Below are 18,963 nucleotides of genomic sequence, written 5' to 3'. Positions count from 1 at the left end.
CGAACACAGTAGTTAAGCCCTAGAACGCCGGAAGTAGTTGGGGGTTGCCCCCTGTGAGATATGGAAGTCGCTTAGCTCGAGGGAGTTTAGCTTAGTTGTAATTGAGAGGAAATCGAAATTACAATCGGCGGATGAGAGAAACAACGTTTCTCACCGTTGGCTGAGCTAGACTCCACCCTTTGGGAGTTTAGCTCAGCTGGGAGAGCATCTGCCTTACAAGCAGAGGGTCAGCGGTTCGATCCCGTTAACTCCCATAGGTCCCGTAGTGTAGCGGTTATCACGTCGCCCTGTCACGGCGAAGATCGCGGGTTCGATTCCCGTCGGGACCGTTTAAGATAACGGAAGTTATTTTAGACTCGTTAGCTCAGTTGGTAGAGCAATTGACTTTTAATCAATGGGTCACTGGTTCGAGCCCAGTACGGGTCATCTTTGCGGGTTTGGCGGAATTGGCAGACGCACCAGATTTAGGATCTGGCGCTTAACGGCGTGGGGGTTCAAGTCCCTTAACCCGCATAATAGAAATCAGCCGGCTTAGCTCAGTTGGTAGAGCATCTGATTTGTAATCAGAGGGTCGCGTGTTCAAGTCATGTAGCCGGCATTTTTTTATATAAGAGGTCGATGCGAACGTAGTTCAGTGGTAGAACACCACCTTGCCAAGGTGGGGGTCGCGGGTTCGAATCCCGTCGTTCGCTTAGAGAGGCCGGGGTGGCGGAACTGGCAGACGCACAGGACTTAAAATCCTGCGATTGGTAACGATCGTACCGGTTCGATCCCGGTCCTCGGCATATATTGATGGGCACCCTTAGCTCAACTGGATAGAGTACCTGACTACGAATCAGGCGGTTAGAGGTTCGACTCCTCTAGGGTGCATTTTTTCTATTTAACTCGGGAAGTAGCTCAGCTTGGTAGAGTACTTGGTTTGGGACCAAGGTGTCGCAGGTTCGAATCCTGTCTTCCCGATTGATGGCGGTGTAGCTCAGCTGGCTAGAGCGTCCGGTTCATACCCGGGAGGTCGGGGGTTCGATCCCCTTCGCCGCTATAATGATCTTGTTGGACCTTTAGCTCAGCTGGTTAGAGCTCTCGGCTCATAACCGAGTGGTCGTAGGTTCAAGTCCTACAAGGTCCATTGAAAAATGGAGGATTACCCAAGTCCGGCTGAAGGGAACGGTCTTGAAAACCGTCAGGCGTGTAAAAGCGTGCGTGGGTTCGAATCCCACATCCTCCTTTCATATTAACGCGGGATGGAGCAGCTCGGTAGCTCGTCGGGCTCATAACCCGAAGGTCGTAGGTTCAAATCCTGCTCCCGCAATTTGGCTCGGTAGCTCAGTTGGTAGAGCAATGGATTGAAGCTCCATGTGTCGGCGGTTCGATTCCGTCTCGCGCCATATTTAATCTTCTATGCGGGTGTAGTTTAGTGGTAAAACTACAGCCTTCCAAGCTGTTGTCGCGAGTTCGATTCTCGTCACCCGCTTTGAACTTTGTTCAAATACCAAGTTTTTAACTTGGGCGCGTAGCTCAGGTGGTTAGAGCGCACGCCTGATAAGCGTGAGGTCGGTGGTTCGAGTCCACTCGTGCCCATTAATAGGAGAATTACTCAAGAGGCTGAAGAGGACGGTTTGCTAAATCGTTAGGTCGGGTAACTGGCGCGGGGGTTCGAATCCCCCATTCTCCGTAATTTAAGAGTGTTAACTCTTTTTTTTTGTTGTCTTTGTAAGATAAGTCATCCCCCTCTTAGTTTATAAGAGGGGGATTTTTAATTACCAACTTATTAGGGAAATCTCTCCACTATTTAGCCAAATGTTTTTTTTATCTTCTAGTTCGACTTGAAGTTGACCGGTGTTTGAGATGTCTTTTGCCATTCCCTTTTCATTTTGTCCATTTCGCTGGAAGGTGATTTCCTTTCCCAGTACGAATGATCTCTCTTTATAGAGATAGAATAGCTCATCTGGATCCGTATTGTAGAAACAATTCCATATTTCGCTGATGAGCTCATTACGACTAATTGGTGCAGGTGGCATAAATAGGCTACCTGCTTTTTCTTTTAGTTCTTCTGGAAAGTCTTCTATAGAAAAATTTATACCAAGTCCGATAATGACATCTGTAACCAAGCCTGTCTCTACTGAAGTCATTGCTTCGGTGAGGATACCTGCTATCTTTTTATTTTTTAAGTAGATGTCATTTACCCATTTGATATCGACTTCTATCATAGTTAGATTTTTAATGGCTTTGTAGACTGCTGCGGCAACAAGGAGTGTATAGGATGGAAGTTTTTCATAGGGAAGATCAGGTTGAATATGCAGAGACATATAGATCCCACCCTGAGATGGGGAATAGTAGGGACGCTGAAAGCGGCCACGACCTGCTGTTTGACAGGTTGAAAGATAGAGTGTATTTCCTTTGTTTCCAGCCTCAATTCCTTCTTTTGCATCTGTTTGTGTTGATTTGGTCTCAGGTTTGTAGCGAATGATTAAGTTGGTTCTCTCCTGAATCAAATCAGGCAATATCAGATCGCCTTGGATAAGCTTGTAACCTCTATTTTTAATACTGTCGATCATGAGCCCTTCTTGTTGGAGGCGTTGGATTGCTTTCCATATGGATGTCCGACTTAGATTCAGTTCTTCGCCAATTTTTTCTCCGCTGACATAGTCGTTTTCTCTGGTTAGTATTTGGTAGACTAGTTGGTGTGATTTCATAGATTTTCCTTTTTAACTGTCCTTCAATAGTAGTTATTTTCAACTTTATTTTATTTTACCATAGCTTTTCCTTTTTTAGAAAGTTTAGTTCTTTTTCATCAGCGACAATTTCCTTGTAATGCTTATTATGACTGAGTGCATATATTTGTATTCCTACTTAAAAGTTTTTTCATTTTGATAGCGTGTTCATTATTCCCAAATGGCGGAAAAAATGGTAAAATTAAAAGATAGTTTAGCATTTATCTTCTGGAGAAATCCAGAACAGAAAGGATCCGTTTTGAAATCAATTGGATTACTGGATAAGATAAGAGGGCTTTCGAAAAAAGATTTCTTTTTGTATTTGATGATCATGAGTATCTTTTTACCTTTTTATTTGTTCTTAGCACTCTTTGCTTTATATTTGATAGGTTTACTTGTTACTGGGGAGATGAAGGGAATTATCAAAGGATTAGCCAAACATCCTGTACTTCTCTTTTTTATTGCCTACAGTAGTGTCATTTCCATCGTCGCCAAGAACTGGCTTGGTCTAGCAGCATCTTTCCTGATGCTCCTATTTCTTATTTTCTTTAGTTTTTACCAGAAGCGTCTGACGCATGCTTTCTTTCGACTGATACTCCAGACGGTTTTGTTTGGTAGTGTTGTCTCTGCCGCTTTTGCTACTTTGGAGCATTTCCAAATTGTAAAGAAATTTAACTACGCCTTTCTTTCGCCCAATATGCAAGTATGGCACCAAAACCGTGCAGAGGTGACCTTCTTTAATCCTAACTACTATGGGATCATTTGTTGCTTCTGTATCATGATTGCCTTTTATCTCTTTACAACGACGAAGCTAAGATGGTTGAAAGTCTTTTGTGTGCTAGCAGGTTTTGTAAATCTTTTTGGTTTAAATTTCACGCAAAATCGAACAGCCTTCCCTGCTATTATTGCGGGTGCCATCATTTATCTCTTTACAACCATTAAAAACTGGCGTGCCTTCTGGCTCAGTATTGGAGTTTTCGGGATTGGCCTTTGTTTCCTCTTCTCAAGCGATTTGGGTGTCCGTATGGGAACGCTAGATTCTTCAATGGAAGAGCGTGTTTCAATTTGGAATGCGGGTATGACTTTGTTTAAACAAAATCCGATCTGGGGTGAGGGACCACTAACCTATATGAATTCCTATCCTAGAATTCATGCACCTTACCACGAGCACGCGCATAGTCTTTACATCGATACTATTTTAAGTTATGGTTTGATTGGAACCATTCTTCTATCCATTTCTTCGGTTATCCCGGTTCACATGATGATGGATATGAGTCAGGAGTCTGGTAAACGACCAATTATCGGTCTTTATCTCTCCTTCCTTACAGTAGTCGCTGTACATGGAATTTTTGACTTGGCTCTCTTCTGGGTTCAGTCAGGATTTATCTTCTTGTTGGTTATGTGTAGCCTACCGTTGGAACATCGTACCTTGGTGTCCGAAATGACAGATTAAGTTACTCAAGAACGGAGATCTTCTACTCTAGGTAGGAGGTCTTTTTTGTTGACAAAAATTATTTCTAAGTCGAAATAGTTGACAGATAGAACAACAGGTGTTACAATAAAAACAATTCGATATAGAAATAAATTGGAGAAGTCATGAAAGATAGTCATTTGGTAGCCCATCATATTCGTTTGTTGAATGGGCGGATTTTTCAAAAGTTACTGAGTCAGGATTCTGAGGCTCTTTATCGGAGTGAACAGGGAAAGATTTTAGCGGTTTTATGGAATAGTGAAACTGGCTGTGCAACCGCGACAGATATTGCACTTGCGACAGGATTGACCAATAATACGCTGACAAGCATGATTAAGAAACTTGAGGAGCAAAATCTGGTCATCATTAGCCCATGTGGAATAGATAAGCGAAAGAAATATGTCAAGTTGACAGAGCAAGGTTGGTCCCAGAAAGAAGTTGGCAATCGTGTCAGTAAAAAATTGGATGCTATTTTTTATAAAGGTTTCTCTGAGGAAGAAATTCGTCAGTTTGAAAATTATCAGGAACGTATTTTAGAAAATTTGAAAGAAAAAGCTAATGAGGTTTAGAATGGGGTAAATTAGTTATTAAAAGTTTGGTAACTTGACAAACCGAGGAAAATTTTAAATTGAGGACAAAGAATGATAGAATACAAAAATGTAGCGCTACGCTACACAGAAAAAGATGTTTTGAGAGATGTCAATTTACGGATTGAGAATGGGGAGTTCATGGTTTTAGTTGGACCTTCTGGGTCCGGTAAGACGACCATGATCAAGATGATTAACCGTCTCTTGGAACCAACTGATGGAAATATTTATATGGATGGCAAGCGCATCAAAGACTATGATGAGCGTGAACTTCGTCTTTCTACTGGTTATGTTTTACAGGCTATTGCTCTGTTTCCCAATCTAACAGTTGCGGAAAATATTTCCCTCATTCCTGAGATGAAGGGCTGGACTAAGGAAGAAATAGCGACGAAAACAGAAGAGCTTTTGGCTAAGGTTGGCTTGCCAGTAGCTGAGTATGGGCATCGACTTCCAAGTGAACTGTCTGGTGGGGAGCAGCAACGGGTCGGCATTGTCCGTGCCATGATTGGTCAGCCTAAGATTTTGCTTATGGATGAGCCCTTTTCGGCTTTGGATGCTATTTCGAGAAAACAGTTGCAGGTTCTGACGAAAGAATTGCATAAAGAGTTTGGGATGACAACTGTTTTCGTCACTCATGATACGGATGAGGCATTGAAATTAGGTGATCGTATTGCTGTTTTGCAAGATGGAGAGATTCGTCAGGTGGCGAATCCCGAGACGATTTTAAAAGCGCCTGCCACGGACTTTGTAGCAGACTTGTTTGGAGGTAGTGTTCATGGCTAATTTGATATCAACTTTTCAGGATCGTTTTGGTGATTGGGTAACAGCCCTATCTCAACATTTGCAGTTGTCACTTTTGACCTTGTTACTGGCTATTTTGCTTGCAGTCCCCTTAGCGGTATTTCTTCGTTATCATGAAAAGTTGGCAGATTGGGTTTTGCAGATTGCAGGGATTTTCCAGACCATCCCGTCTCTTGCCTTGTTGGGACTCTTCATCCCCTTGATGGGAATTGGGACCTTACCGGCCTTGACAGCTCTAGTGATCTATGCGATTTTCCCGATTTTGCAAAATACCATCACGGGGTTAAAGGGAATTGATCCAAGTCTGCAAGAGGCTGGGATTGCCTTTGGGATGACCAGGTGGGAGCGCCTCAAGAAGTTTGAAATTCCACTTGCCATGCCTGTTATGATGTCAGGTATTCGGACAGCAGCGGTCTTGATTATCGGTACGGCAACCTTGGCAGCCTTGATTGGGGCAGGAGGGCTGGGATCCTTTATCCTTTTAGGAATCGACCGCAATAATACCAGTCTGATTTTGATTGGGGCCCTTTCTTCAGCAGTGCTAGCCATTGCCTTTAACTTCCTACTAAAAGTGATGGAAAAAGCGAAATTGCGGACGATTTTCTCTGGTTTTGCCTTGGTGACCTTATTGCTCGGTCTGTCTTATAGTCCAGCCCTCTTAGCTCAAAAAGAGAAAGAAAACTTGGTGATTGCTGGGAAATTGGGACCGGAACCAGAAATTTTGGCTAATATGTATAAGTTGCTGATTGAAGAGAATACCAGTATGACTGCGACTGTTAAACCGAATTTTGGGAAAACAAGCTTCCTCTATGAAGCTCTGAAAAAAGGAGATATTGATATCTATCCTGAATTTACCGGTACGGTGACTGAAAGTTTGCTTCAACCAGCACCTAAAGTAGGTCATGAACCAGAGCAGGTTTATCAAGTGGCGCGTGATGGCATTGCCAAACAAGATTATCTGGCCTATCTCAAACCCATGTCTTATCAAAATACCTACGCTGTAGCTGTTCCGAAAAAGATTGCTCAAGAATATGGCTTGAAGACCATTTCGGACTTGAAAAAAGTGGAAGGGCAGCTGAAGGCAGGTTTTACACTCGAATTTAATGACCGTGAAGATGGTAATAAGGGCTTGCAATCAATGTATGGTCTCAATCTCAATGTAGCGACCATGGAGCCAGCCCTTCGCTACCAGGCAATTCAGTCAGGCGATATTCAAATCACAGATGCATATTCGACAGATGCAGAATTGGCGCGTTATGATTTACAGGTCTTGGAAGATGACAAGCAACTCTTCCCACCTTATCAAGGAGCTCCACTAATGAAAGAAGCTCTTCTCAAGAAACACCCTGAGTTGGAGAAAGTTCTCAATAAATTGGCTGGTAAAATTACTGAAAGCCAGATGAGCCAGCTCAACTACCAAGTCGGTGTTGAAGGCAAGTCAGCAGAACAAGTAGCCAAAGAATTTCTACAAGAACAAGGTTTGTTGAAGAAATAAAAGGAAAGTCAGTGGTAGCCACTAGCACCCTTCTTTAGCAGACAAAATCCCATCTCGTCTATAATTCGAGATGGGATTTTTAATGTTAGAGTAAGATAAAGAGGAGCGTAATTAAAATTGCTAGTGCTACCCTCACAATATGATGCGATATGTTGTGAGAGCCTTTTTGTCGCCCGTTCCAGTAGGCACCATAGCAGACGATACTCGAACCCACAATCCATAGTAGAATGGTTGCCAGTGGGACGAAGTAAAAGATAGCTAGAGCCAGAGAAGTGATGCAACTGCCGACCAAGATGCACGTGTTTCCCAAACTGTAGTTCTTTTGTTTCATGGCTGCGAAAGCAGCAGCGAGATGGAGAAGTGAAAAACCGAGAGCTAGTACAATCGTTAGTATTCCTAGGATAATAGAATTTAACATGGTTGATTCCTTTCTTCGTAACAGGATTAAATCTCGAGTGATTTTGTAGAAGTCATCTCAATCACATCTAAGTAAAATCTCACTACTTGGTCTTCTGTATAAGATTTTCCTTTTTTTAGCCACCAGGTCAGGGTTTCTATAAAATTAGTTACTACAAAATGTTTGAGGTAGGAGGATGGTATGTTCGGATAGGCCACTTGCAAATCCTCCGCTACCATGGGGTAAACATGGTGTTCGAGTTCCTTGTGTAGTTGGCGGAGAAAGTAGTCATTTTTTGAAAAAAGAAGACTAGTGACATGGTCCTGGTTTTTCTGAAAATGTAAAAAGATATGGGCGAGGTAGTCCTCGGTAGTAAGGTGTCCTTCTCTTTCAAAGAGATGATGAAAGAGGTAGCGACAGAGTTCATCTAAAAGCAGTTCCTTGCTCTCGTAGTGACAGTAAAAGGTCGAGCGCCCAACATCTGCCAAGTCAATGATATCTTGGACAGTAGTAGCATCATAGCCCTTGTCGTTCAAAACTTGTAGAAAAGCTTGATAAATGGCTTTTTTCGTCTTGCTAACCCGACGGTCTCTATTTGGCATATAGACACTTGAGACAAACTGTTCAGAACTGAACATGGCTGACAGTTTGCTTCTATCCTTTCTTTGGATTTTATTAGATAATACAAATGAAAGAAGTATGTATATACCCATTATACCAAAGGAGGGAGAGAAATGAGTTCTAAAACATCTATCTGGTTAGCTTTTTTCTTGAATCTATCATTTTCTGTTATCGAATTTATTTTTGGGGTCATCTTCAATTCAAGCGCTGTATTAGCGGATGCGGTTCATGATTTGGGTGATGCCCTTGCCATAGGCTTCTCAGCTTGTTTGGAAACTATTTCCAATCGTCAGGAAGACAAACGTTACACTCTTGGTTACAAACGTTTCAGCCTGCTAGGTGCCATGCTGACTGCCTTGATCCTTTTGACAGGATCTGTCATGGTGCTCTTGGAGAATATTCCTCGCCTCCTATCCCCCCAACCTGTCAACTACCAAGGGATGCTGTGGTTGGGGTTTCTTGCGATTCTTATCAATCTCTTGGCTAGTTTGGTCGTTCGTAAGGGTCAGACCAAGAACGAAGCTATCCTGACCTTACATTTTCTAGAAGATATTCTAGGTTGGCTAGCGGTCATTCTGGTTGCTTGTGTTTTGTATGTCACTGACTGGTACTTTCTTGATCCGCTTTTATCGCTCTTGATTTCTTGCTTTATTCTCTGGAAAGCCATTCCTCGCTTTTGGTCTACTCTTAAGATTTTCTTAGATGCTGTGCCTGAAGGTATCGAGACTGCTAAGCTAGAGAAAAAGTTAGCAAGGCTAGCTAATGTTAAAAGTGTTAATCAACTCAGTATTTGGTCCATGGATGGTCTGGAAAATGACGCCATTATTCACCTCTGTATCGAGGACTGGGAGCAGATGATGGAAACTAAAGAATCAGTGCGTCAATTTTTAGAAGAAAGAGGCGTGCAGAATATTACTATCGAAGTGGATGCTAGTCAAAGCAACCATGCGCAACATAAGCGGAGGGTAACAGCCTTAGAGCAGAACCATGGGCATCATCATTAGAAAAGACGACCTCTTATTGAGGTCGTTTTGATATCCTATTCATTCCGTGTACTTTCCCTCAAAGTCAGTCTGGTTCCCAGCATGGTCAGGCTAGGGATTTTGCGACCGTGTAGAACTTCCTTATTAAGAATATCCATACCGGCTCGGCCCATCTCTTCGGTATAGACGGTAATGCTAGAAAGGGGAGGATAGACCTGCTTGGTCAGGCTAGTATCGTTAAAAGAAATGAGATTTACACGGTCTGGTAGGCTGATTCCAGCTTCTTGGAGAGCACGGAGGGCACCGATGGCTAAACTATCGCTGGCTGCGAAAAAGGCTGGTGGGAGTTGTTCTCCTAGCTTGTGAATGGCCTCCTTCATCAAGTCATAGCCAGACTGGGCAGTAAAGTTACCTTGAAAGACCAGTTTGTCATTGTAGATACCTTTTGATAGAGAGTAGTTTTTAAAATGTTCGAGACGTTTATCCTGGATGATTTCTTCCTGGTCGGTTGTTTCCTCAATGCCTGTGAGAATTCCGATACGGTTCATACCTTGGCTGAGGAAATGGTCTACAACTTGTTTCACAGCAGTGTAAAAGTCAGTGATAATACAGGTATGTCCTAATGAGAGGGTATCGCTGTCTATAAAGACTAGAGGTTTTTGGTATTCTTCAAAGGCAGAGATCTGTGATCGGCTGAACTTTCCAATACAGAGTATTCCGATTACCTCTTCGCTCAGAGTAAAAGGATGGTCGTTGAAATAGCGCAAGATATCATAGTCCAACTCTTGGGCTCTTTTTTCAATACCGAGACGAATCTGATAATAGTAGAGGTCGTCTAGCTCCCCTTGTTCGCTGACCCATTGGATAATGGCAATCTTCTGCTTGGGTTTGTGGGATTCGCCTGTCTTGAGGTGCTTGGTATAGCCCAGCTCTTCAGCGACTGTTAAAATACGGTGTCTGGTCTCTTCTGTAACAGATAGGCTCTGGTCGCGATTGAGGACACGGGATACGGTCGCGATAGAGACAGAGGCTAGCTGTGCAATGTCTTTTAAGGTAGCCATAAATCCTCCTCCTTTTAAGTTAGTATATCATATTTTTCTTCTTTTTACCGATTGTTTAGTAAAACTTTAGTAAAAAGGATTGACCTTGGTAAAAGCCTTGGATACAATAGAAGAAAACGATTACACGTTAAGGCGACTTAACGGACAGTCAAAGGAGAATTCATATGACACAACATCTTACTGCTGAAGCCCTTCGCAAAGACTTTCTTGCTGTTTTTGGTCAAGAAGCAGACCAAACTTTCTTTTCACCTGGCCGTATCAATTTGATTGGTGAACACACGGATTACAATGGTGGACATGTTTTCCCAGCAGCTATTTCCTTGGGAACTTATGGGGCGGCTCGCAAGCGTGACGATCAAGTTTTGCGTTTCTACTCAGCCAACTTTGAGGACAAGGGCATTATTGAAGTTCCTCTTGCTGACCTCAAATTTGAAAAAGAGCACAACTGGACCAACTATCCAAAAGGGGTTCTCCATTTCTTGCAAGAAGCTGGCCATGTCATTGACAAAGGTTTTGATTTTTATGTCTTTGGGAATATCCCAAATGGTGCTGGCTTGTCTTCATCAGCATCCTTGGAACTCTTAACAGGGGTCGTGGCAGAGCATCTCTTTGATTTAAAACTAGAGCGTTTGGATTTGGTTAAAATCGGAAAACAAACAGAAAACAACTTTATCGGAGTCAACTCAGGCATAATGGACCAATTTGCTATTGGTATGGGAGCTGACCAACGCGCTATTTACCTAGATACCAATACTCTAGAATACGACTTGGTGCCGCTTGATTTGAAGGACAATGTGGTTGTCATCATGAACACCAACAAACGCCGTGAACTGGCGGACTCTAAATACAATGAACGCCGTTCTGAATGTGAAAAAGCAGTGGAAGAATTGCAAGTTGCCTTGGACATTCAGACCTTGGGTGAACTAGACGAGTGGACCTTTGATCAATACAGCTACCTGATTAAAGACGAAAATCGTTTGAAACGAGCTCGCCATGCTGTGCTTGAAAACCAACGTACCCTTAAAGCTCAAGCAGCTCTTCAAGCAGGAGATTTGGAAACATTTGGTCGCTTGATGAATGCGTCACACGTTTCTCTTGAGCATGATTATGAAGTAACTGGCTTGGAATTGGATACTCTTGTTCACACAGCTTGGGCTCAAGAAGGTGTTCTTGGTGCTCGTATGACAGGAGCAGGTTTTGGTGGCTGTGCCATTGCCTTGGTGCAAAAAGATGCTGTTGAGGCCTTTAAAGCAGCTGTTGGCAAGCACTATGAGGAAGTAGTTGGATACGCTCCAAGCTTCTATATCGCTGAAGTTGCAGGTGGCACTCGCGTTGTAGACTAGGAGAGAAGTAAATGGACGCTGTAATATTTGATTTAGATGGCTTATTAGCTGATACTGAGATCATTTCTCTAAAAGTTTATCAAGAATTGCTTAAAAATTTTGGAATTCCTTTCACAGAAGAAACATATTCTAGAGAATACAGTGGACATAGGGAAGAGGAGAATGTTCAACGATTTTTAGATACCTATGATTTACCTTGGAACTTTGACCAAACCTTGGAAAAAGTTTATGAACTGGAAGCTCGAATATTAGCCAAAGGTGTAAATTTAAAAAAAGGTGCTAAAATTTGCTTGCTTTTTTGCAAAGAGAAGGTATTCCAATCGCTTTAGCAACTTCAAGTGTTGAATCTAGAGCTAGAATGATTTTGGATAGCAATGGTATACTGTCCTTATTTGACCATCTAGTTTTTGCAAAAGATGTAAAGCGAAGCAAACCTTACCCTGATATATTTTTAAAGGCCTGTAGTGATTTGAATGTTTTACCAGAGGATTGCTTAGTATTAGAGGATAGTGAAGCAGGGATTGAAGCAGCGTATAGAGCTGGGATACCAGTTATTTGTATTCCAGACTTGAAAATGCCAGCACAGTCTTTCTTAAATAAAACAGAACAAGTTTTTCAGGATTTAGATGCTGTCAGAGACTATTTAGAAAGTAAGAAGGAGAATCAATGAGTCAGGGAGTTATAGATGCATTTATCACGGAAGTCATTGCTGAAAGTTCATTTGAGGAAATGGATCGAATCTACCTAACCAATCGTGTCTTGGCACGAGTAGGAGATGGTGTTTTGGAAGTTGAGACTGATCTGGATGAGTTGATTGACCTCAAGGACCAGCTGGTAGAGGAGGCGGTTAGACTAGAGACGATTGAGGATAGTCAGACTGCACGTGAAATTCTCGGTGCTGAACTGATGGACTTGGTGACCCCTTGTCCAAGTCAAGTTAATCGTGACTTTTGGACAACCTACGCCCAATCTCCCGAACAGGCAATTGCAGATTTTTACCAACTTAGCCAGAAAAATGACTACATCAAGCTCAAGGCCATTGCTAAGAATATTGCTTATCGTGTACCGTCTGACTATGGAGAGCTTGAGATTACCATCAATCTCTCTAAGCCTGAAAAGGATCCAAAGGAGATTGCGGCAGCCAAGTTGGTTCAAGCTAGTAATTATCCCCAGTGTCAGCTTTGTCTAGAGAATGAGGGCTACCATGGTCGGGTCAACCATCCAGCTCGTAGCAATCACCGTATTATCCGTTTTGAAATGGCGTGTCAGGAGTGGGGTTTCCAGTATTCGCCCTATGCTTATTTTAATGAGCACTGTATTTTCTTAGACGGCCAGCATCGTCCCATGGCTATTAGCCGTCTCAGCTTTGAGCGTCTGCTGTCTATCGTTGAACAGTTTCCAGGCTATTTTGCGGGTTCAAATGCGGACTTACCAATCGTTGGTGGTTCTATCCTAACCCATGACCACTATCAGGGAGGGCGTCATATCTTTCCTATGGAATTGGCTCCTCTGCAAAAGGCCTTCCGATTTACTGGTTTTGAACAGGTCAAGGCTGGGATTGTCAAGTGGCCTATGTCAGTGCTTCGTTTGGCTTCGGATTCCAAAGAGGATTTGATCAACTTGGCGGACAAGATTTTGCAGGAATGGCGCCAGTATTCAGATTCTAGTGTGCAGATTTTGGCAGAGACAGACGGGATACCGCATCACACTATCACACCCATTGCGCGTAAGCGTGATGGACAGTTTGAGTTGGACTTAGTATTGCGGGACAATCAGACTTCGGCAGAGCATCCTGATGGCATCTATCATCCTCACAAGGATGTCCAACATATCAAGAAGGAAAATATCGGCTTAATTGAGGTCATGGGCTTGGCTATCCTGCCACCACGTCTAAAAGAAGAAGTGGAGCAAGTCGCTAACTACCTAGTGGGGGAAGATGTCTCAGTTACCGCTTATCATCAGGAATGGGCAGACCAACTTAAAGCCCAACATCCAGATCTGACGGATAAAGAAAAAGCCCTTGAAATCGTTAAGAACTCTGTGGGTGCTATCTTTGCTCGTGTACTTGAGGATGCAGGAGTCTACAAGCAAACGGAACAGGGACAAGCAGCCTTTATGCGCTTTGTAGAACAAGTCGGAATTTTACCAGACTAGTGAATAATTCTTGCCTAGTCTTGTAAAAAGTAGTAGTATGATATAGTGTTTAAAATTTAGGAGGAAAATATGAAAGATTTTCATTTTGACGCTATATCAGCTTTTGAAAATTATGAAATTAAAGAGATGAAAGATGGCCACGTTGAGGTGACGACCAAAGTAGTGGACTCGTCGCTCAACTACTATGGCAATGCCCATGGTGGCTATCTCTTTACCCTCTGTGATCAGATTAGTGGATTGGTACTCATCTCGCTAGGACTAGACGTAGTGACGCTCCAATCCTCCATCAACTACCTCAAGGCAGGGAAACGCGATGATGTGTTGACCATAAAAGGAGAATGTGTCCATCAAGGCCGTACAACCTGTGTCGTGGATGTAGATATCAGCAATCAAGAGGGTAAAAATGTCTGTAAGGCAACCTTTACCATGTTTGTCACAGGTCAGCGGTCAGATGAGAGACAGGTAAGGATATAGAGAAACAAACAAGAGGCTCACACCTCTTTTTCTTATTTCTTTTTCCGATTTAATACGGCATTGAGTACAATGGCAAGTAGGCTGGCTACGACGATTCCGTTTGAGAAGAACATTTGGAAGGCTGTTGGCATGCTGATAAAGAGATTACTGTTGTTTAGACCTACACCAGCAGCGATAGAAACAGCTGCGATAAGGAAGTTGTGTTCATTGTTAGTAAAGTCAACGCGGGCTAGGATTTGCATACCTTGAAGGGAAACAAAACCAAACATGACTAGCATGGCACCACCAAGGACAGGACTCGGAATGATTTGGGCAAGGGCACCAAACTTAGGTAGGAGTCCAAGGAGGACTAGGAAACCAGCTGCATAATAGATTGGCAGACGGGTCTTGATACCAGACAATTTGACCAAGCCAACGTTTTGTGAAAATCCTGTGTAAGGGAAGGTGTTAAAGATTCCTCCGAGAAGTACGGCCAAACCTTCTGCGCGGTAACCGTTTCGAAGGCGCGTGCTGTCGATTGGGTCATTGGTAATATCTGACAAGGCTAGGTAAACACCAGTCGACTCCACCATGGAAACCGTTGCGATGATACACATCATGACGATAGAAGAGATTTCAAAAGTTGGAGCGCCGAAGTAAAATGGAGTTGGAATGTGAACGAGTGGAGCTGCAGCGACTGGAGAGAAGTCTACCAAGCCCATGGTAGCGGCAATAGCAGTTCCAACAACCAAGCCAATCAAAATCGAAATCGACTTGATAAAGCCTTTGGTAAAAATATTGATCAATAGGATAATCAGAACCGTAATGCTAGCTAGAAGCAAACTCTGACCAGTTGGCTCTGGAACATTATTTCCCATATTTCCAATAGCGACAGGAATCAAGGTCAATCCAATCGTAGTGATGACAGAGCCTGTTACGATAGATGGGAAAAGATTGGCCACTTTTGAGAAGATGCCTGAAATCAGAACCACATAAATCCCTGAAACGATAAGGGCACCAAACATAGCACCGCTACCGTGGCTTTGACCAATCATAATCAAAGGAGCGACTGACTGGAAAGCAACTCCAAGAACGACTGGTAGTCCGATACCAAAGTGTTTGTTGAGTTGGAGTTGGAGGAAGGTCGCCACCCCACACATGAAGATATCTGTGGAGATTAGGTAGGTCAACTGCTCAGCTGAATAGCCAAGAGCTGTCGCAATCATGATAGGAACCAGGATAGAACCTGAGTACATGGCGAGAAGGTGCTGAAGCCCTAGAACCGCGGCTTGCGAGTGTTTTTCTTGTTGTTGCATTAGAGATCTGCCTCCTTAAATACGACCTGACCGTTTTCAAAACGTTCTAAACGAGCGAGTGATAGAACTGGATAGCCAGCTTTCTCGAGCAAATCACGACCATCTTGGAAGGATTTTTCAATCACGATTCCGATGGCTTCGACTTTGGCGCCAGCTTGTTCGATGATGTGGATCAAGCCTTTGGCAGCTTGTCCATTTGCTAGGAAATCATCGATAATCAAGACCTTGTCCTCAGGTGAGAGGAATTTTCCAGCGATAGAAACGGTGCTGGTCACTTGCTTGGTAAAGGAGTAAACTTCGGCAGTTAAGATGCCTTCGTTCATAGTGATGTTTTTAGCTTTTTTGGCGAAAATCATGGGAACGTTTAAGGCTTCAGCTGTAAAAATGGCTGGGGTAATACCTGACGCTTCAATCGTTACAACCTTGGTAATGCCAGCAGAAGCAAATTTGTCCGCAAATACCTTACCAATCTCTCGCATCAAGCTAAAGTCAACTTGGTGGGTTAAAAAGGAATCTACCTTGAGGATGTTGTCACCCAAGATATGCCCATCCTGAAGGATGCGCTCTTCTAATAATTTCATAAGACCTCCTAAAGTCTAAACTCTTTTGTGTTTTTCTATCGCCTTTATCATCTCAAAAAGGGCTAGAAAAAAGGACCTACTTAACAGATAAGCAAGCCTTCAAAATAGGTATGTCTAAAAACATACCTTCAACAGACTTACTCATTGTTAGGTGTTGCGGCACCTTGTAGAAACGTCGTGTCAATTCGCGACATAAACAAGTAAAATGGTACTATTATCAAACGCAATAGCGTTAATGTCATCATTTTATACTAAATACCTTTAGAAATCAAATGTTTTGTTAGTGAATAGATCATAAAAGCGAACGAACAAAAACCTACAACACGATACGGTATTGTAGGTTTCTATTATTCTATTCGCTAAATCTTAAAAAATAACCATCTGGATCCAAAACTGCAAATTCGTGAGGATAGATGTAGTGATCCCCAACACGAAATTCTCTTTTGGTCAGCGGACGATGGATAGGATAGTCAGCTTCCAGCAGTTTTTGGTGGAGCTGAGGGACATCTTCAATGCCAAAGGAAATATTGACACCGCGCCCGAAAGGATAGGTTAGTTGGGCTAATTCTTCTGTGCTGCCTTCTTCTAGCATAAGTTGGCAGTCTTCAAGCGAGAGGAAGAGAAATTTCTCCTCTGGACGCTCGTATTCGACAGAAAATCCCAGCAAGTCGCAGTAGAAGTGGCGTGACTTTTCGAGGTCAGATACTACAAATTCAGGAATGACAGCTTGATAGTCCATTAGCTTTCTCCTTAAAGTTCAATTTCCAATACAATGGGCGTATGGTCTTGACGCGCACCTGAGTCAATCATGTCAGACTTGGTCACCTTGTCAGCCACGCGGTTGCTAGTGAGCCAGTAGTCGATTCTCCAGCCTGTATTGTTGATTTTAGAAGTCTTGCTGCGTTGCGCCCACCAAGTGTAACGTTCTGGGACATCGCCGTGAATATGGCGGAAGGTGTCAGTAAATCCAGTTGCCAAGAGGTTGGTAAAGCCAGCACGTTCTTCGTCTGTAAAGCCTGGTGAACGGCGGTTGCTGGCAGGATTTGCAAGGTCGATTTCCTTGTGGGCTACGTTGTAGTCACCCGTCGCAAGGACTGGTTTTTCTTTGTCTAATTCAGCTAGATACTCAGCATATTTCACATCCCAGACTTGACGGTCACCCAAGCGTTTGAGTCCATCGCCAGCATTAGGTGTATAGACCTGAGTGACGAAGAAGTCGTCAAATTCCAGCGTAATAATGCGACCTTCCAAGTCCATGGTAGACGGAGCACCGATTTCTGGGAAGCTGATTGTTGGTGTGAGTTCTTTCTTATAAAGGAACATGGTTCCAGCATAGCCTTTACGAGCAGGTTCTTGTGAAGAACGCCAAGTATTTTCATACCCTGGAAAGAGTTCTTCGAGAACTTCCAGATGTTTTTTTGTAGGACCCTTGGCAGAAAGCTTGGTTTCTTGGATAGCGATAATATCGGCATTTTCAGCTACCAAGGTTTGTAGGACTTCCTGTGACAGTTTCGCGCGATCTGAGTCGCTCGTTAGGGCTGCATTGAGGGAATCAATATTCCATGAGATGAGTTTCATAAAGTTACCTTTTTCATTGAGATTATAGACTATATTATACCAAAAAAAGCTCTATTTCCCCAACGTATGGTTTGAAAAATCACCCTCTTTTGTTTATAATGAAGAATGATTTTATGAAAGGGAGTGAAAATACATGAAATTCTATTCTTATGACTATGTACTCAGCCAAATCAGTCAGCAAAATGGCATCATGATTGGTTTAGGGATTGTCCTATTAGCTGTTACAGGATTTTTTGCTTTTAAGGCTTATCATGATAAAAAGGGTACCAAGTTTCGTGAGTTGGTCATGATTTCAGCCTTGACCTTACTGGCTCTCCTTTTGATTAGTATCTCGACTTACCAAAACAATCAAGTTTCTAACAATAAATTTCAGGCTTCACTTCATTTCATCGAGGTTGTTTCCAAAGATTTGGGAGTTGACAAGTCGGAAGTTTATGTCAATACTTCTGCAGACACGGATGGAGCACTCCTCAAGGTAGGAGATCGCTATTATCGTGCCCTGAACGGAAGTGAGCCAGACAAGTATCTCTTAGAGAAAGTCGAATTGTATAAAACAGATGCGATTGAACTGGTGGAGGTGAACAAATGACACTCAATTATATGGAAATTTTAATCAAACTAGTCTTGGGTCTCTTTTCGCTGGTTTTCGTGATCAATGTGACCGGAAAGGGCAACTTAGCGCCTAACTCAGCGATAGATCAAATCCAGAACTATGTACTCGGGGGCATCATCGGTGGGGTGATTTACAATAGCTCCATCAGTATCCTTCAGTATGCAGTCATCTTGATTATGTGGACCATTCTGATTTTGACTCTCAAATGGCTCAACAATAATGTTCACTTTGTGAAACGCTTGATTGATGGGAAACCAACCCTGCTCATCAAAAATGGGAAGATTGATCCTGAAGCCTGTCGTTCGGTTGGGTTATCTGCAGCTGACGTAGCTCTTAAGCTCCGTAGCCAGGGAATTTTCCAAATGAAACAAGTCAAACGCGCTATGCAGGAGCAAAACGGTCAACTCATTGTAGTCCAAATGGGAGATGAAAATCCCAAGTATCCTGTCGTAACCGATGGTGTCGTCCAAGTAGAAGTTTTGGAATCAATAGGCCGTAGTGAGGAATGGCTGCTTGATAACCTCAGCAAACAAGGTCATGACAATGTTGCCAATATCTTTATCGCTGAGTATGACAAGGGTGTCGTCTCAGTCGTAACTTATGAATAAGAAAAACCTGGGGTCTTGTACTCTTCAAAAATCAAATTCAAACTGCGTCAACGTCGCCTTGCCGTATGTAGGTTACTGACTTCGTCAGTTCTATCTACAACCTCAAAGCAGTGCTTTGAGCAGCCTGCGGCTAGTTTCCTAGTTTGCTCTTTGATTTTCATTGAGTCTTGGCCTCAGGTTTCCATTTGCA

18 protein-coding genes, 17 tRNA genes, 1 pseudogene and 1 riboswitch are annotated in these 18,963 nt (G+C 42.9%); of the genes and pseudogenes, 28 read left to right on the top strand and 8 right to left on the bottom strand.

Features of this window, described 5'->3' with window-relative positions; genetic code table 11:
* Positions 1–181 precede the first annotated feature (181 nt).
* The 17 genes from ACVC7S_RS06550 to ACVC7S_RS06470 all read left to right on the top strand — a co-directional run bounded on the left by ACVC7S_RS06550 (position 182) and on the right by ACVC7S_RS06470 (position 1,672).
* Positions 182–254: transfer RNA gene (locus tag ACVC7S_RS06550), tRNA-Val, on the top strand.
* A 2-nt stretch (positions 255–256) separates the two neighbouring features.
* Positions 257–329, top strand: a tRNA-Asp gene (locus tag ACVC7S_RS06545).
* Positions 330–353: 24 nt separating this feature from the next.
* Positions 354–426, top strand: a tRNA-Lys gene (locus ACVC7S_RS06540).
* Positions 427–431: 5 nt separating this feature from the next.
* Positions 432–513: transfer RNA gene (locus ACVC7S_RS06535), tRNA-Leu, on the top strand.
* A gap of 12 nt (positions 514–525) precedes the next feature.
* Positions 526–598: transfer RNA gene (locus ACVC7S_RS06530), tRNA-Thr, on the top strand.
* Between the two features lie 22 nt (positions 599–620).
* Positions 621–692, top strand: a tRNA-Gly gene (locus ACVC7S_RS06525).
* A gap of 7 nt (positions 693–699) precedes the next feature.
* Positions 700–785, top strand: a tRNA-Leu gene (locus ACVC7S_RS06520).
* A gap of 11 nt (positions 786–796) precedes the next feature.
* A tRNA-Arg gene (locus ACVC7S_RS06515) sits at positions 797–870 on the top strand.
* A gap of 16 nt (positions 871–886) precedes the next feature.
* Positions 887–960 (top strand) — tRNA-Pro (locus ACVC7S_RS06510).
* Positions 961–965: 5 nt separating this feature from the next.
* A tRNA-Met gene (locus ACVC7S_RS06505) sits at positions 966–1,039 on the top strand.
* Positions 1,040–1,052: 13 nt separating this feature from the next.
* Positions 1,053–1,126: transfer RNA gene (locus ACVC7S_RS06500), tRNA-Ile, on the top strand.
* 9 nt (positions 1,127–1,135) lie between these two features.
* Positions 1,136–1,225 (top strand) — tRNA-Ser (locus tag ACVC7S_RS06495).
* 10 nt (positions 1,226–1,235) lie between these two features.
* A tRNA-Met gene (locus tag ACVC7S_RS06490) sits at positions 1,236–1,309 on the top strand.
* Positions 1,310–1,312: 3 nt separating this feature from the next.
* A tRNA-Phe gene (locus ACVC7S_RS06485) sits at positions 1,313–1,385 on the top strand.
* Between the two features lie 15 nt (positions 1,386–1,400).
* Positions 1,401–1,471 (top strand) — tRNA-Gly (locus ACVC7S_RS06480).
* A 33-nt stretch (positions 1,472–1,504) separates the two neighbouring features.
* Positions 1,505–1,578: transfer RNA gene (locus ACVC7S_RS06475), tRNA-Ile, on the top strand.
* A gap of 6 nt (positions 1,579–1,584) precedes the next feature.
* A tRNA-Ser gene (locus tag ACVC7S_RS06470) sits at positions 1,585–1,672 on the top strand.
* Positions 1,673–1,757: 85 nt separating this feature from the next.
* Here ACVC7S_RS06470 and birA read toward each other — a convergent pair.
* The gene (gene birA / locus ACVC7S_RS06465) at positions 1,758–2,693 is read right to left on the bottom strand and encodes a bifunctional biotin--[acetyl-CoA-carboxylase] ligase/biotin operon repressor BirA (RefSeq protein ID WP_447266587.1); all 936 of its coding nucleotides are present in this window, start codon (positions 2,691–2,693) and stop codon (positions 1,758–1,760) included.
* 277 nt (positions 2,694–2,970) lie between these two features.
* Between birA and ACVC7S_RS06460 the strand changes: the two genes are divergently transcribed.
* The 4 genes from ACVC7S_RS06460 to ACVC7S_RS06445 all read left to right on the top strand — a co-directional run bounded on the left by ACVC7S_RS06460 (position 2,971) and on the right by ACVC7S_RS06445 (position 7,065).
* Positions 2,971–4,164, top strand: a complete 1,194-nt coding sequence (locus ACVC7S_RS06460; protein ID WP_447266591.1) for an O-antigen ligase family protein — start codon at positions 2,971–2,973, stop codon at positions 4,162–4,164.
* A gap of 143 nt (positions 4,165–4,307) precedes the next feature.
* The gene (locus ACVC7S_RS06455; protein ID WP_447266586.1) at positions 4,308–4,751 is read left to right on the top strand and encodes a MarR family winged helix-turn-helix transcriptional regulator; all 444 of its coding nucleotides are present in this window, start codon (positions 4,308–4,310) and stop codon (positions 4,749–4,751) included.
* A gap of 72 nt (positions 4,752–4,823) precedes the next feature.
* Complete coding sequence (locus ACVC7S_RS06450; RefSeq protein ID WP_447266585.1) at positions 4,824–5,552, top strand: ATP-binding cassette domain-containing protein; 729 nt, start codon at positions 4,824–4,826, stop codon at positions 5,550–5,552.
* Complete coding sequence (locus tag ACVC7S_RS06445; protein ID WP_447266584.1) at positions 5,545–7,065, top strand: ABC transporter permease/substrate-binding protein; 1,521 nt, start codon at positions 5,545–5,547, stop codon at positions 7,063–7,065. Before ACVC7S_RS06450 ends, ACVC7S_RS06445 begins: the two co-directional genes overlap by 8 nt.
* 85 nt (positions 7,066–7,150) lie before the next feature.
* Here ACVC7S_RS06445 and ACVC7S_RS06440 read toward each other — a convergent pair whose 3' ends face one another.
* Complete coding sequence (locus ACVC7S_RS06440; RefSeq protein ID WP_447266583.1) at positions 7,151–7,483, bottom strand: glucuronide permease; 333 nt, start codon at positions 7,481–7,483, stop codon at positions 7,151–7,153.
* A gap of 26 nt (positions 7,484–7,509) precedes the next feature.
* The gene (locus tag ACVC7S_RS06435; RefSeq protein ID WP_447266582.1) at positions 7,510–8,064 is read right to left on the bottom strand and encodes a TetR/AcrR family transcriptional regulator; all 555 of its coding nucleotides are present in this window, start codon (positions 8,062–8,064) and stop codon (positions 7,510–7,512) included.
* A 132-nt stretch (positions 8,065–8,196) separates the two neighbouring features.
* On the opposite strand from ACVC7S_RS06435, the gene ACVC7S_RS06430 reads away from it, so the two are divergent.
* Complete coding sequence (locus ACVC7S_RS06430) at positions 8,197–9,087, top strand: cation diffusion facilitator family transporter (protein ID WP_447266581.1); 891 nt, start codon at positions 8,197–8,199, stop codon at positions 9,085–9,087.
* Positions 9,088–9,122: 35 nt separating this feature from the next.
* Here ACVC7S_RS06430 and galR read toward each other — a convergent pair whose 3' ends face one another.
* Positions 9,123–10,127 carry a DNA-binding transcriptional regulator GalR gene (galR, locus tag ACVC7S_RS06425; RefSeq protein WP_447266580.1) on the bottom strand — a complete coding sequence of 335 codons (1,005 nt, stop codon included), beginning with the start codon at positions 10,125–10,127 and terminating at the stop codon, positions 9,123–9,125.
* A gap of 164 nt (positions 10,128–10,291) precedes the next feature.
* Here galR and ACVC7S_RS06420 point away from each other — a divergent pair, with 164 nt between their 5' ends.
* The 4 genes and pseudogenes from ACVC7S_RS06420 to ACVC7S_RS06405 all read left to right on the top strand — a co-directional run bounded on the left by ACVC7S_RS06420 (position 10,292) and on the right by ACVC7S_RS06405 (position 14,098).
* Positions 10,292–11,470, top strand: a complete 1,179-nt coding sequence (locus ACVC7S_RS06420; RefSeq protein ID WP_447266579.1) for a galactokinase — start codon at positions 10,292–10,294, stop codon at positions 11,468–11,470.
* 11 nt (positions 11,471–11,481) lie between these two features.
* Positions 11,482–12,140 (top strand): annotated as a pseudogene (locus ACVC7S_RS06415) (HAD family hydrolase).
* Positions 12,137–13,624, top strand: a complete 1,488-nt coding sequence (locus ACVC7S_RS06410) for a UDP-glucose--hexose-1-phosphate uridylyltransferase (protein ID WP_447266578.1) — start codon at positions 12,137–12,139, stop codon at positions 13,622–13,624. Before ACVC7S_RS06415 ends, ACVC7S_RS06410 begins: the two are co-directional and overlap by 4 nt.
* Before the next feature lie 69 nt (positions 13,625–13,693).
* Positions 13,694–14,098, top strand: coding sequence for a PaaI family thioesterase (locus ACVC7S_RS06405; protein ID WP_000651225.1), 405 nt, complete (start codon positions 13,694–13,696; stop codon positions 14,096–14,098).
* A gap of 32 nt (positions 14,099–14,130) precedes the next feature.
* Here the strand turns inward: ACVC7S_RS06405 and ACVC7S_RS06400 are convergent, their stop codons facing one another.
* The 4 genes from ACVC7S_RS06400 to ACVC7S_RS06385 all read right to left on the bottom strand — a co-directional run bounded on the left by ACVC7S_RS06400 (position 14,131) and on the right by ACVC7S_RS06385 (position 17,552).
* Positions 14,131–15,393 carry a nucleobase:cation symporter-2 family protein gene (locus tag ACVC7S_RS06400; RefSeq protein ID WP_447266577.1) on the bottom strand — a complete coding sequence of 421 codons (1,263 nt, stop codon included), beginning with the start codon at positions 15,391–15,393 and terminating at the stop codon, positions 14,131–14,133.
* Positions 15,393–15,974 carry a xanthine phosphoribosyltransferase gene (locus ACVC7S_RS06395; RefSeq protein ID WP_447266576.1) on the bottom strand — a complete coding sequence of 194 codons (582 nt, stop codon included), beginning with the start codon at positions 15,972–15,974 and terminating at the stop codon, positions 15,393–15,395. Before ACVC7S_RS06395 ends, ACVC7S_RS06400 begins: the two co-directional genes overlap by 1 nt.
* A gap of 124 nt (positions 15,975–16,098) precedes the next feature.
* A riboswitch (purine riboswitch) is annotated at positions 16,099–16,194 on the bottom strand.
* A 132-nt stretch (positions 16,195–16,326) separates the two neighbouring features.
* A complete protein-coding gene (locus ACVC7S_RS06390) occupies positions 16,327–16,713 on the bottom strand; it encodes a bleomycin resistance protein (RefSeq protein ID WP_000386232.1) in 387 nt (128 codons plus the stop codon).
* Between the two features lie 11 nt (positions 16,714–16,724).
* Positions 16,725–17,552: an exodeoxyribonuclease III gene (locus ACVC7S_RS06385; protein ID WP_447266575.1), complete on the bottom strand. Its 828-nt coding sequence runs from the start codon at positions 17,550–17,552 to the stop codon at positions 16,725–16,727.
* Between the two features lie 133 nt (positions 17,553–17,685).
* Here ACVC7S_RS06385 and ACVC7S_RS06380 point away from each other — a divergent pair, with 133 nt between their 5' ends.
* Both ACVC7S_RS06380 and ACVC7S_RS06375 read left to right on the top strand, forming a co-directional pair.
* On the top strand, positions 17,686–18,141 hold the full coding sequence (locus ACVC7S_RS06380; RefSeq protein WP_447266574.1) for a DUF3290 family protein: 456 nt from the start codon (positions 17,686–17,688) through the stop codon (positions 18,139–18,141).
* On the top strand, positions 18,138–18,773 hold the full coding sequence (locus ACVC7S_RS06375; protein ID WP_447266573.1) for a DUF421 domain-containing protein: 636 nt from the start codon (positions 18,138–18,140) through the stop codon (positions 18,771–18,773). The genes ACVC7S_RS06380 and ACVC7S_RS06375 overlap by 4 nt, the downstream gene beginning before the upstream one ends.
* Positions 18,774–18,963: the final 190 nt, after the last annotated feature.

This window comes from Streptococcus sp. Z556, from assembly GCF_053010225.1.
This window is presented reverse-complemented; position numbering and strand designations above follow the sequence as displayed.

Excerpts from the sequence above, each read along its gene's own strand:
- ACVC7S_RS06385 (WP_447266575.1), bottom strand. The coding sequence starts at position 17,552 with ATGAAACTCATCTCATGGAATATTGATTCCCTCAATGCAGCCCTAACG.
- ACVC7S_RS06405 (WP_000651225.1), top strand. The coding sequence starts at position 13,694 with ATGAAAGATTTTCATTTTGACGCTATATCAGCTTTTGAAAATTATGAA.
- ACVC7S_RS06420 (WP_447266579.1), top strand. The coding sequence starts at position 10,292 with ATGACACAACATCTTACTGCTGAAGCCCTTCGCAAAGACTTTCTTGCT.
- ACVC7S_RS06440 (WP_447266583.1), bottom strand. The coding sequence starts at position 7,483 with ATGTTAAATTCTATTATCCTAGGAATACTAACGATTGTACTAGCTCTC.
- ACVC7S_RS06380 (WP_447266574.1), top strand. The coding sequence starts at position 17,686 with ATGAAATTCTATTCTTATGACTATGTACTCAGCCAAATCAGTCAGCAA.
- ACVC7S_RS06455 (WP_447266586.1), top strand. The coding sequence starts at position 4,308 with ATGAAAGATAGTCATTTGGTAGCCCATCATATTCGTTTGTTGAATGGG.
- birA (WP_447266587.1), bottom strand. The coding sequence starts at position 2,693 with ATGAAATCACACCAACTAGTCTACCAAATACTAACCAGAGAAAACGAC.
- ACVC7S_RS06400 (WP_447266577.1), bottom strand. The coding sequence starts at position 15,393 with ATGCAACAACAAGAAAAACACTCGCAAGCCGCGGTTCTAGGGCTTCAG.
- ACVC7S_RS06430 (WP_447266581.1), top strand. The coding sequence starts at position 8,197 with ATGAGTTCTAAAACATCTATCTGGTTAGCTTTTTTCTTGAATCTATCA.
- ACVC7S_RS06445 (WP_447266584.1), top strand. The coding sequence starts at position 5,545 with ATGGCTAATTTGATATCAACTTTTCAGGATCGTTTTGGTGATTGGGTA.
- galR (WP_447266580.1), bottom strand. The coding sequence starts at position 10,127 with ATGGCTACCTTAAAAGACATTGCACAGCTAGCCTCTGTCTCTATCGCG.
- ACVC7S_RS06435 (WP_447266582.1), bottom strand. The coding sequence starts at position 8,064 with ATGCCAAATAGAGACCGTCGGGTTAGCAAGACGAAAAAAGCCATTTAT.
- ACVC7S_RS06410 (WP_447266578.1), top strand. The coding sequence starts at position 12,137 with ATGAGTCAGGGAGTTATAGATGCATTTATCACGGAAGTCATTGCTGAA.
- ACVC7S_RS06450 (WP_447266585.1), top strand. The coding sequence starts at position 4,824 with ATGATAGAATACAAAAATGTAGCGCTACGCTACACAGAAAAAGATGTT.
- ACVC7S_RS06375 (WP_447266573.1), top strand. The coding sequence starts at position 18,138 with ATGACACTCAATTATATGGAAATTTTAATCAAACTAGTCTTGGGTCTC.
- ACVC7S_RS06390 (WP_000386232.1), bottom strand. The coding sequence starts at position 16,713 with ATGGACTATCAAGCTGTCATTCCTGAATTTGTAGTATCTGACCTCGAA.
- ACVC7S_RS06395 (WP_447266576.1), bottom strand. The coding sequence starts at position 15,974 with ATGAAATTATTAGAAGAGCGCATCCTTCAGGATGGGCATATCTTGGGT.